Source organism: Chryseobacterium sp. PMSZPI (genome assembly GCF_002835665.1).
In the GTDB taxonomy this organism is placed as follows: domain Bacteria; phylum Bacteroidota; class Bacteroidia; order Flavobacteriales; family Weeksellaceae; genus Chryseobacterium.
Window position 1 is genome coordinate 23,412 of the sequence record NZ_PIZV01000002.1, and the last position, 12,321, is coordinate 35,732.

Genomic DNA, 12,321 nt, shown 5'->3' on the forward strand with positions numbered 1-12,321 from the left:
ATAAATTAAATTTTACTAAGTGTTATTTCAACAATGGTACCTGTGGGATGATTATGTTTAAAATTGATTTCTGCTTCAATTTTTTTGATCAGATGAATCACCATGTGTAGTCCGAGTCCTTTTCCTTTAAAACTTGGAGTTTCCATATTAGGGTTTTTGAATATGTTCATATACATAGCGATTTGTTCTGTAGACATTCCGGTGCCTGTGTCTTGTATCGTTATAATAGTTTTTTGTCTGTTTTCAGTAAGGCTGAGATTAATTTCTCCATCAAATGTATTTTTCACAGCATTATCAAGAATGTTATGAATAATGGCAGATAAAATACTTTCATTTACTTTTGTGTAAATTGTATGTTCCGGAGTATTGATGATGATGGTTCCTTTTTCTTTTGCAATTTCACAGAAGAGTTTTCTCTTTATTTCCAGTATTTTACTAATAGCATATTCCTGTTTTTCAAAAATATTTTCTGCTTTATAAAGTTCAGTGTATTCCTTTAAATTCAAGGTAAATTGATAGAGTTGCTCCGAAGATTTATAGATACTGTCAAAATATTTTTTCTGAAGCTCCAAATCGTCCGATTCATGAAGTTTCTGTGAAAGCATTGAAATGAATCGGATAGGAGTTGTGATATCATGACTAATGGTTTCCACCAGTTTTTTCTGATATTCAGTTTCTTTTTGTAAATTATTTTTAACCATTTCAAGGTTAAAGGCAGTCTCTTTAAGCTCAGAATTCTTATTATGAACAATCTGTTTTAAAGCTTTATTTTTAATCCTTAAGAAGTTGGTGGTTAATTGAATAATGACAATAATGACCATTAAGATAAAAATCGAAAAAGCTACTCTGAATAACAATGTCTGATAAAAAAGAGGCTGAATTCTGAATTTGACTTCTTTTTCCTCATATTCTCCATTGGGAGAAACCAGCACTCTTACTTTGAGCGTGTAGTCTCCCGGACTAAGGTTATTGATGGTATACTTTAATTCCTTTCCTGTTGGGATAGGTTCCCAATCAGAGCTTTCCCTACCTGATATTTTTGCTTCAGGATATAAGTTGTCAAGATTAGAAAAATAAGGGATGTCAATTAAAATATCGGCCGTTTTATAATCATTTTTCAGATCCAGAAAATGATTAAAATAAACTGTTTCAGACTTACCGATTTTAGCACGTTCAATAAAAATTTTCTTTCTGTCAGGATAATAAGTTTTTATTTTTTCAGGATCAAAAAAAACAAATCCGTTCATCGAAGGAAACACAAATGTTCCGGTTTCTAATTCGTAGGCATTGGGTTGTGAACTTCCATTGAATTCATTCGTAAGAAAGCCATCCTTTTTGGTATAACGATAATAAAAAACCGATGTGTTTTTATTATGTGCATATTCTAATAATTGTTTTTTAGGTACTTTAAATAGGCCATTGTTGGAAGATATCCAATAAAAGCCATACTGGTCTTCAAGAATATAATGTGCGGATAGCAAATGTCCGTTTTTATCATTAGGCATTTTGACTAGCTTCCTGTTTTTTAAAAGATAATAACCATTCTTATCAGTCATGATCCAGATCAGATGATCCTTGGTTCTTATAATACTTTTAACATGGATATTCTTATAAATAGGAGTAATAGTATTTTTTCCCAGAATGATAGAGTATAAGCCGTCACTATTGCCCACTAAAATCTCATTTTCACTGTACTGAAAAAAAGTATTTACAAAACTTTTAAAATTAAAAACATAATCAGGATTTGTGAATTGTTCTTTTTTAAATAGATACAATTGATTGTTGGAGAAGTTAGTCAGTGAGAATCCATAAAGGTTTCCGCTTTTCAGAAAAGCTTCGAACCCTTGTTTGATAAAGGTCGAATCTTTCTTTTTATATCCAGAATCCTTATGGAACCTAATAATGCTGTTTCTTTTTCTTATCAGAATGTTCCCGGCCTTATCATACATCATCAGATAATTATCATTGTTTCCAAAAGGATATTTATGAACAATACCGTTCTGTGCGAATTCGGTTCCGTCTTCTGTGATGATGGTGTTTTTACTGAAGGGTAGAGAAGCATAGCATACATTATTAGAAAATTCAGCTTCTTTTTTAGCAACATAAAAATTCGAAAGACTGAGAATATTAAAGCCGTTATTTAAAGTTCCTAAATAAAGCTTATCGAAATCCTTATCATAAAACATAGAACAATAAGAATGGCTGCCAATTTCATTATACCTCACAAGAAATTTTAATGAAGGCTCTGCTCCTTGATTTTCAACAATATAAATGCTATTATGATTGATGATAAAAGTCTGATTCGTAATTTGCTGCCAGTAAATTCTGGTATCAGGATGGTTAAAAAGACTTGGCTTTTTTGATACAGACATATCTCCCTGATTAATAGAATAGGTTTTTCTTGACTTCAGATCATTGATGTAAAGGGTCTCATTCAGCATAAAAATATTGCTCAGATCTTCATTGGAAAAAGGGATGACTATTTTTGCTTCTTTCCCGTTCTTATCCCTATAGACAATTAAATTCTTTTCTTTAAAGCTATAAGAGGAGTTTTTAAGCTGTATAAAATAATGGATATCATTGTAAAAGTTGGATGATATAATATTGTTGGCAACCCTGTGCATAAATTGATCTCCATTAGTGAAGGTTATTTTGTCTTTTTTATAGAAGCGGGTAAGAGTCGGAATTCTGTTTTTAATAATAATTTTATTTTCCTCAAAATTATTGAGAACAGTGATGCTGTCCATAAGGGGTTCTCCAATAAACTCACCAAAATGAAGATTATTAACTTTGAAATTATTAAAAGTTATAAATGAGATCCCGTCAAACCGTACCAGTCCGTTTTCTGTAGATATCCAGATAAAGCCATACTTATCCTTAACAATGGCCTTGGCGCTGCTTTGCGGAAGTCCGTTGTCCAAATTATACCATGTAGAAGTATAACGTTGTCCGTGAATATTTATATATAAGAAAGCAAAAAACAATGCCCAGGGCCTCATATGTGCAAAACTGATCTAAGCCTTTTGCGTATTAAAGCAAAAAACGGTTAATAATAGTTTCTGTACAAGTCAAAGTTTTTTTAAGAGTCGGGAACGTTTGAAAATAAATTTTTATCATTAAGTTTTCTTGGCCTTTGTGTTTAGTTTTAAATAAATTGATTTTGAGGGTGTAAAAATAGTGAAATTATACACATAAACCAGTATCTTTTATTTTGTCTTCATATGAGTTTTATCCGTATTTATAGGGCGTATAGCGCATATAACCTTCGTTTTTGTAGAACTAATTCTACAAAATGTGAAAATTAATTCTATAAAAACACTTCTGAATACCTGTGGATCCGCCTGTCATTTTAGGTAAGAATTATAAATTTTTATAGAAAAAGAGCATTAAAAATATTAAAATATCAGGTTTTTTTGAAAGATAAATTGGTCATTTTTAATGAATTGAGGGGCCTGTTTTCAATATTATGGCCTCAATTTTGATGCTTAAACGCAAACACAACATTATGAAAAAGGAGAACTTTAACCATTTGATGGGGAAGACCCGTCATGAAATTAAAAATGAACTAGGCGATGGTTTTAATTTTTTTATAGGTGATACCTGGACCTACGAATTAGGTAGAACCTGGATCGGAAGGAAAATCATATTGTCTATTGTATTTAAAGAAGGTAAAGTGGCTATAATAGATCTATACAAAACTTTTAGCAGAAACTAGAAACATTTTATGGGTACGGCTACTACCAATTTTCTCTGAGTATTAATAAAAAATAAAAAGTGGAATTGTTATAAACAGTTCTACTTTTTTTATACTAATAAAAATGATTGAATAGAAAACGGAACAAGAGCAAACGTTTTGGGGCTTAGAATATTTAGATCTGTTTAATTTTAAAATTTTACGCAAAGGATTTCTATTATTTGCTGTTGTATTTTAGGAAGCAAAGGCTGAATCAATTGTAAGCGTACGCATATCTACATCGCTTCGTCAGCGACTTTTGTCGCTTTCTTAGCTCCCTTATCAATAATGAATTGAATATTGTCTTTGCGTTGAAATAAAATTTCAATATAAAGTTTAGAGGAGTAAAAAGGTAATTCATTTTTTTCTTCAGATTAACTAATTTTTTACCTAGTCCCCCAATTTTGCACCTGATCCTAGAAAACAAATATATAATCTCCGAAAAGATCACCATATTGATTTTTTTCTTATTTTTTAAATTTATAATTTGAACTGATTTTAAAATAGCAAATGATGAAAAGAAGTGAAGAGATTACCAATCAATACTTTAGTTTTTTGGAAAAACACATACAAGATGTAATTTCCGGGATCACTCCTGAATTTATGGAAGTTAACGAAATTGCAGGTAAACTTGCCGTTTCTCACAAACATCTTACAGATACGATTAAAAAAGAAACAGGACAGCATCCATGTTTTTTTTATGATGAAAAAATTATTCTGGAAGCGCAATCGATGCTTACAACATCTGATAAATCCGTTGCTGAAATTGCAAGGATTTTCACGTATGATCCTTCCAATTTTTCAAAATTCTTTAAAAAAATGACAGGTAAAACGCCAGGAGAATTCAGAAAAATAAAGACCAATAATTTTTAATGTTAATTTTTTTCATTTTCGCATTTTTATCGTTTTATTTCTCATTTTAGGGATTTAGGTAACGCTAATAATTGCGTAAAAGTAAGCCCCTCATAAATAGGGAATAGATATGGGGGAAATTTTAAAAAAAATAATGTTTTATAAATGAGGGAGTTGTAGAATACAAGAACATTTTTTATTACTTCTTTAATGATATTGCTTTATCATTTTCTTTTTTTTTCTAAATTTAGATTAGAAAAACTGACTTATTAAAATTGAAAAAATATACTGAAAAAAAACGCAAATATATAAATGACCGACCCTCAGGAATTAGGGGTATCACTGTTATTTCTTTAATAATATTTTAATTTTAATCTAACAGCTGATGCCTTGTTATTAATATATATTTGCTATACTAAACCAAACCAAACAACCACAACCGAACTAACATAACAACATTAAGGATGAATATTGACTTTACAACAGCAACTTTTAAGGATTTTGAGAATATCCCGGATTATGATATTACTCAAAGAGCAGAATATTTTTATGACTTTCTAGATCATATGACGGCTAGAGGACATAATAATTATAGATTAAAAAACACATCAGGAACTAATGCAACACTAAGTATCAACATTGCAGACAAGAATAAAGAATATGTTAGCTTTGTTTCCAGTGATTATTTAGGTTTTTCTCAACATCCAAAAGTAAAAAAAGCAGCTATTGAAGGAATAGAAAAATATGGCACAGGTACAGGAGCATCCCCTCTTATTGGTGGATATTTTGATTATCACAATGCTTTAGAAAGAAAAATTGCCGAATTTTTTGGAAGAAACGAAGATGAGGTCGTATTGTTTACCTCAGGTTATACAGCTAATAGTGCCACTTTGCAGATCTTAATGCAGAAAGAAGATATTGCAATTCTGGATATGGGAGTACATGCCAGTGTACATGAAGGATGTGCTTTTACCAATAAAAAAACATTTCCGCATAATAATTTGGAAGCTTTGGAACATATTTTGAAGGTATCTGAAAATATGTACCGCACAAAGCTTGTCATAGTGGACGGAGTGTACTCTCAAGAAGGGGATACTTCACGCACTAAGGAAATTTGTGATCTTGTGAAAAAATATAATGCTTATCTTATGGTAGATGATGCACATGGAGTAGGAGTTTTAGGAAAAACAGGAAGAGGAGCTCTGGAAGATGATGCCTTATTGGATAAAGTAGATTTTATAACAGGAACGTCCAGCAAGACGTTTGGTAATCTGGGAGGATATGTGATTGCGAATAAAAAGGTTGCATCATTTCTTAAGTTCCAGTCCCGACAACATATTTTCTCAGTGACGCCTCCACCTTCTTCGTACGGAATTTTGAAAGCGATTGATTTAATTGATGAAGAACCATTTTGGCAACAAAAATTATGGGACAATATCAATTATTTCAAAAAAGGACTGAATGATTTAGGTTTGGATACAGGTATTACTTGCTCTGCTATTATTCCGGTAAAAATCGGTGATCAGAGTAAAATGTGGGATATAGGCCGAATATTACTTGAACATGGAGTCTATACAAACCCTATTATGTATCCTGCTGTAGCCAGAAAAGATGCCCGTATTAGGATGACTGTTACAGCGCGACACGAAAAAGAACATCTTGACAAAACACTGAATGTCTTTGATGATATTAATAAAAAATTGCATATTGCGAAAAAATAATAAATTATGCCTAGAAAAGTAGTGCAGGGCCCTATTAGGGACAAAGAAAAAACAAAACAAAAACTGCTTGCAGCAGTTGGTAAAATTTTGAGAGTAAAAGGTTATTCTGGTCTGAAAGTAAGTAAGATTGCAGCAGTAGCCGGATTTGACAAAAAGCTTATCTATGAGTACTTTGGAAGTACAGATAAACTTATTGACGAATATATTAAATCTCAAGATTATTGGAGCAAATTCAGCCCGGATATTGAAGAAGAAGTACAAGTGGGGAAAGGTAAAGAAGCCTTAACTCAGGGAATTCTTACACAATTTGAAAGCTTGAAGAAAAATAAAGAGCTTCAAAAAATTATTCTTTGGGAGCTTTCTGAAAGTAAGCCGATACTTAAAAATATATTGAAGCAAAGAGAAGACGTTGCAGCAAATTTATTTGAAAATGTAACGGACCCTTATTTCGGTGAAAATGCTACAAACGTCAGAGCGATGTTAGCCTTAATAGCAGCCGGAGTTTACTATCTGAACTTATTCCCTGCATACAACGGAACTGAATTCTGTGGTATCGATATGAGAACTGACGAAGGAAGAGACGAAGTTAAAAAAGTAATTGTTGAGATTATAGATTATTACTACAAGACAAAAAAATGATCATTAAAAGTTTTCAATTTGACCTAAAATAAGTTTTTTGTGGATAATTTGAAAACTTTTAATTTTCAAATTAAAACTATATTTCTTACTTTTGACCAATGGAAAATTTTATAGTATCTGCAAGAAAATATCGCCCTCAGGAGTTTGATACGGTTGTTGGGCAATCCCATATTACGGATACTCTAGAACATGCAATTGAAGAGAGCCAACTGGCTCAGGCCTTGCTTTTTTGTGGACCTCGTGGTGTAGGTAAAACTACATGTGCCAGAATTCTGGCGAGAAAGATCAATGAAAAAGATGGCTCGGTTTCAGAAGACGGTTTCGCCTATAACATCTATGAATTGGATGCTGCATCCAATAACTCTGTAGATGATATCAGGGAACTGATAGATCAGGTGCGCTTTGCTCCTCAGGTTGGTAAATATAAAGTATATATTATCGATGAGGTCCACATGCTGTCTTCTGCCGCTTTCAATGCTTTTCTTAAAACACTTGAAGAGCCGCCTGCTCATGCTATTTTCATTTTGGCCACAACGGAGAAACATAAGATCATTCCAACCATCTTGTCACGTTGCCAGATTTATGACTTCAAAAGAATTACAATTGAAGACATACAGGGGCATTTAAGGAATATCGCTCAGAAAGAAAGTATCCAGTATGAAGATGATGCACTGTATCTGATTGCTCAAAAAGCAGATGGTGCGTTGAGAGATGCTCTATCTATTTTTGATCGGCTTTCTACATTTTCCCAGAAGAATATTACCCTGGCAAAAGCTGCTGAAGTATTGAATATTCTGGATTATGACCAATATCTCAATATTGTGGATCTGGCCAAGGAAAATAAAATTCCTGAAGTACTTTCAGCCTTTAACGAAATTGTAAAGAAAGGATTTGACCCTCATATTTTTATTGCAGGATTAGGGAATCATTTCAGGGATTTAATGATGGCACAGAACGCTTCTACAATTGATTTGATTGAAGTGGGTGAAAAAACAAAGGTCAAGTTTGTTGAACAAGGACAAAAATGGGCCGCCCAACAATTGATCGATGGTATTGAAATTTGCAATCATGCGGATATTAATTATAAAAACTCGAAGAATCCAAGACTTACAGTAGAAATTGCATTAATGCAGCTGTCTTCACTGACTGCTAATTTAGGCGATACTAAAAAAAAAAGTTCTTAATACTAGCACCATTTCTTAGCGAGAAACTGGAAGTAAAAATTCCTGAAAAGGCTCCGGAGAAAAAGGAAGTTAAAGTTGAACAAACAGTACAGGCTGAGACCACTCAGGAAGTTACTGTTGTAAGTAAAACAACCAGACCTTTATCGAGACAAGGTGTATCGTCAGGATTCAGTATCAATTCTTTTTTAAATAAAGAAGAAAAAGAAACTGTAGAAGAGACAGTTATCTTAAAAACTGAGAATCTTCCACAAAACCATTTTACAGATACAGATCTGCAAATGGAATGGAATCTTATGCTTAAACAGCTTCAGAGAAAAGATAGTTTTATTTTCAATGCTATCAAAACCTTTAAGCTGGTAAAAGAAGGGGAGAATAAAATCCGGGTTTTATACCCTTCAGATTCTGCAAAAGTAGAGTTTGATAAAATAAGTGGAGAATTTTTTAATCATTTTAAAAGAAAAGTTCACAACCATACTATTGAGGTAGATTACCATAGGGACGTTGAAAATCTGAAGATTGAGGTAGTTACCAAGAGAAAAATATTTGAAAAATTCATCGAGAAAAATCCACTTTTGAAAGATCTTGATGATTTAATGAAGTTTGATTTGACATAATTTTTATATATTTGTCAAAGATTTTTGCGAAAAAAAGTTTTCGACAAAAACAAAATTTAATCAGAAACGTTAAAACAAGACATTTCCAGACCAAAAATGGAAAACATATTCAAAACATATCTGTCTTATTTTACACCCGCTAATTACTTTAGCGGTTATTTTAGCTTTTCTGCTTCTTATTATAGAAATTTTAGAACGTATTACCGATTTTACTGGTACTATTAACTGAATTTCTTTCCAAAAAATAACAGGAGGAGTAAAGCCCTTTTAATCTCCTGATTCCTTTAAAAGACTTTGAACGGCATTTTTTGAAAAGAATTATAAAATGAATTTTATAATGAAAGGGCCGTGCTGTGAACTTAACGAAAAAATAAAACAATAAATTTAGAATATGAACCTAAAAGAATTAAAAAACGAGTGGATCAACGAGCTTACACAGCCGTTAATGATCGCAGGACCATGTAGTGCGGAAAGTGAAGCTCAAATGCTTGAAACAGCCAAAAGAATAAAAGAATCAAATGCACAGGTATCTGTTTTCCGCGCAGGAATCTGGAAACCTCGTACCAAACCGAATGGTTTTGAAGGAGTAGGAGTGATCGGTTTGAACTGGCTAAAAAAAGTAAAAGAAGAATACGGATTTAAAACCGCTACGGAAGTAGCTAATGCTCACCACGTATTTGCAGCATTAGAAGCTGATGTGGATGTCCTTTGGATTGGAGCACGTTCTACTGTAAACCCTTTTACAGTACAAGAAATTGCAATGGCTCTAAGAGGTACAGATAAACCTGTGTTTGTTAAAAACCCTGTTAACCCGGATCTTGCATTATGGATTGGTGCGTTAGAAAGGCTTTTAGGACAGGATATTAAAAACTTAGGAGTAATCCACAGAGGGTTCTCTACTTACCAAAAAACAAAATACAGAAATAATCCAAACTGGCAGATTGCATTAGACTTCAAAAGCCAATTCCCGAATATTCCAATGCTAATCGATCCGTCTCACATCTGCGGAAACAGAACCGGTTTAGCAGATATTACTCAGGAGGCATTGAACGTAGGCTACCAAGGAGCTATTATCGAAAGCCACTGTAATCCTGATGAAGCCTGGAGTGATGCGGCTCAGCAAATTACTCCTGAAGTACTTTCGGAACTTATCGGTAACTTAAAAGTAAGAAGTTCAAATCTTGCAGGATTTGAAGGGGAAATGGGAAGACACAGAACATTAATTTCTGATCTTGACTTCCAATTGATAGAGCTTCTTTCTCAAAGGATGAAGATCTCAGAAAAAATTGGTAAGCTTAAAAAAGAAAATGATATTGCAATCTTCCAGCCGGAGCGTTGGAAAGTCATTACAGAATACGCCAACCAAAAAGCTAAAGAAACAGGAATGTCTCAGGAATTTATTGAGAAAATCTTTAAAGCGATTCACGAAGAATCTATTGAAGTGCAAAATAATATTATGATTGACAAGATTAAATAAAGCTTAGAACTTGGGGAGATTATCAACCTAATGACGAGTTGTGTCAATAAAATCAGGGCTTAGATCTGGGCTTACAGGAGAATTGAAACGTTTGTTTTTAATCCTATTTCCAGAATCCTAAGCCCTAATTCCTTATATTTGCACCAGTATTATCTATGAAAGGAAAAATCATTAAATCAACAGGCAGCTGGTACCAGGTTTTGGAATTGGAAACAAATAAAATTTTCGAAGCCAGAATCCGGGGAAAATTCAAATTGATTAAAACAAGACTTACTAATCCACTTGCTGTAGGAGATTTTGTTGAATTTCAATTGGAACAGGATGATATTGCGTGGATTACCAAGATCGAACCGCGTAGGAATTACCTGATCAGAAAGTCTGTAAACCTTTCAAAAGAAGCCCATATTATTGCTTCCAATATTGATTTGGCATGTTTTATATTTACTCTGAAACATCCGGAAACTTCTTTAGGTTTTTTGGATAGATTTTTGGCGTGCTGTGAAGCGTACAATATTACACCGTTAATTTTATTCAATAAAATTGATGTTCTTCATGAAGAAGAAATTGAAATCGTAAAGGATATCGAATTCCTTTATCAGGAAATCGGATATGATAGTTTAGAAATTTCATCTTATTCCCGATTAAATCTTGATCAGCTTCAAGAGTTACTTAAAGATAAAACATCAGTGTTTTTCGGGCACTCGGGGTGTGGAAAATCTACTTTGGTAAATGCTTTACAGCCAGGATTGAATTTAAAGACCTCTGAAATTTCAGATACCCATTTGAAAGGAAAACATACCACGACTTTTGCTCAAATGCATTTCTGGGATTTTGGAGGAAATGTTATTGATACTCCCGGAGTTCGTGAATTTGCAATGATTGATATCGAAAAAGAAGAGGTACAGCATTACTTTCCGGAAATTTTCAAGAAAAGGGAAGATTGCAAGTTCCATAACTGTCTTCATATTAATGAACCCAAATGTGCTGTGATTGACGCTCTGGAAACCGGAGAAATCCAGCATTCTCGTTATTCCACTTATATAAAATTAATGGAAGAAGCAGAAGAAGCTTCTCAAAAATAATGTAAGGTTATTCTTTCACAATAAATATAGCACGGATTACTATAAAGTATCCGTGTTTTTTATAGGTAAGTCTTAATTTTTTTGGAATCAAGCGCAAAAGTTTTGGAGAATTTTATATATAAATACAAAGAAAAACGACGATAAAAAACGGGTGGACTTGAATGGGTAATTAATTGACCTAGGAAGCAGAAGCGTTAAAAAAATTGAGATTGAATCCGTTAAAAAATTTCCACTGTTTGAGCATGGGGTGGAATTTTGAGTCGAAGAAGAAGGATTTGATTCCATGCGAGTTTGGAAATTTTAGGAGTCAATATCCATTTTTAGTGGATGATTCCTGTCTTGAATTTTTGTATACTTTTGTTTTAAGACAAAAGTATAAATAAAAAAGTAATTTTAAATTTACATCCATGTATTTCTATGTTGCCTCCAACTTTTGAGATTGATTCATTTTTCCTCTTTAGATGAACCAAACTTTTTGCGTAGTCCACAACTTTTGGGAATGATCCCAGTTTTGTCCAAAAGATTGAATGATGAGTGGCTTGCAGGACCAATATCTTGAATGTATTTAAATTATTTTCAGATGATTTTTTTTTAATTTTAAATAATTTTTCTTTTTTGATCTGAAAAAAATTAATTGATTTTAGAATAACTCCACTTTTTGACATTGAAAATTCTGCCATTTATGTCTATTTTTCTTATTTTAAAATGTTGACAGAAAATATATTTTAAAAAAAATGTTATTATTTCATTGATTGAAATAGAAGCAATAATGTAGAAATATGATTTTATATACTTTTTAATTTTATCAAATTCGCAATAAAACAGCTTGATTTATGAAAATAAAAAACCCAGCCGAAGCTGGGTAAAAACTAATAACCATGAAAACTCAAATTAAACATGAGAATCGTAATAGAATTAACAATTACTGTGCCAAACTTTAATTCACGATTTCTTAATAAAGGTTATTTTTATGTTAAAAAAAAAATAAAATAAAAATCAAAGATATTTTTTGTAATTTT

General features: G+C 32.5%; 10 protein-coding genes. 8 read left to right on the forward strand and 2 right to left on the reverse strand.

All coding sequences use genetic code 11. The annotated features are described in order from the left end of the window. Positions 1-5 precede the first annotated feature (5 nt). On the reverse strand, positions 6-2,999 hold the full coding sequence (locus tag CW752_RS00330; RefSeq protein ID WP_101237811.1) for a sensor histidine kinase: 2,994 nt from the start codon (positions 2,997-2,999) through the stop codon (positions 6-8). Between the two features lie 506 nt (positions 3,000-3,505). Between CW752_RS00330 and CW752_RS00335 the strand changes: the two genes are divergently transcribed. The 8 genes from CW752_RS00335 (at position 3,506) to rsgA (ending at position 11,302) form a co-directional block, all read left to right on the forward strand. Then, entirely contained in the window at positions 3,506-3,715 is a 210-nt protein-coding gene (locus CW752_RS00335) for a hypothetical protein (RefSeq protein ID WP_185117543.1), read from the forward strand. A gap of 528 nt (positions 3,716-4,243) precedes the next feature. Beyond that, positions 4,244-4,606, forward strand: coding sequence for a helix-turn-helix domain-containing protein (locus CW752_RS00340; RefSeq protein ID WP_101237813.1), 363 nt, complete (start codon positions 4,244-4,246; stop codon positions 4,604-4,606). A gap of 443 nt (positions 4,607-5,049) precedes the next feature. Then, positions 5,050-6,306 (forward strand): aminotransferase class I/II-fold pyridoxal phosphate-dependent enzyme, encoded by a 1,257-nt coding sequence (locus tag CW752_RS00345; RefSeq protein WP_101237814.1) that lies wholly within the window; start codon positions 5,050-5,052, stop codon positions 6,304-6,306. Positions 6,307-6,312: 6 nt separating this feature from the next. Further along, complete coding sequence (locus CW752_RS00350) at positions 6,313-6,945, forward strand: TetR/AcrR family transcriptional regulator (protein ID WP_101237815.1); 633 nt, start codon at positions 6,313-6,315, stop codon at positions 6,943-6,945. Positions 6,946-7,043: 98 nt separating this feature from the next. Beyond that, entirely contained in the window at positions 7,044-8,129 is a 1,086-nt protein-coding gene (gene dnaX, locus CW752_RS00355) for a DNA polymerase III subunit gamma/tau (protein ID WP_101237816.1), read from the forward strand. A 278-nt stretch (positions 8,130-8,407) separates the two neighbouring features. Further along, on the forward strand, positions 8,408-8,743 hold the full coding sequence (locus CW752_RS00360; protein WP_101237817.1) for a hypothetical protein: 336 nt from the start codon (positions 8,408-8,410) through the stop codon (positions 8,741-8,743). A gap of 391 nt (positions 8,744-9,134) precedes the next feature. Beyond that, the gene (locus CW752_RS00365; protein ID WP_101237818.1) at positions 9,135-10,220 is read left to right on the forward strand and encodes a chorismate mutase; all 1,086 of its coding nucleotides are present in this window, start codon (positions 9,135-9,137) and stop codon (positions 10,218-10,220) included. Between the two features lie 155 nt (positions 10,221-10,375). After that, the gene (rsgA, locus tag CW752_RS00370) at positions 10,376-11,302 is read left to right on the forward strand and encodes a ribosome small subunit-dependent GTPase A (RefSeq protein WP_101237819.1); all 927 of its coding nucleotides are present in this window, start codon (positions 10,376-10,378) and stop codon (positions 11,300-11,302) included. 362 nt (positions 11,303-11,664) lie between these two features. Here the strand turns inward: rsgA and CW752_RS00375 are convergent, their stop codons facing one another. Beyond that, entirely contained in the window at positions 11,665-11,982 is a 318-nt protein-coding gene (locus CW752_RS00375; protein WP_101237820.1) for a hypothetical protein, read from the reverse strand. Positions 11,983-12,321 lie beyond the last annotated feature (339 nt).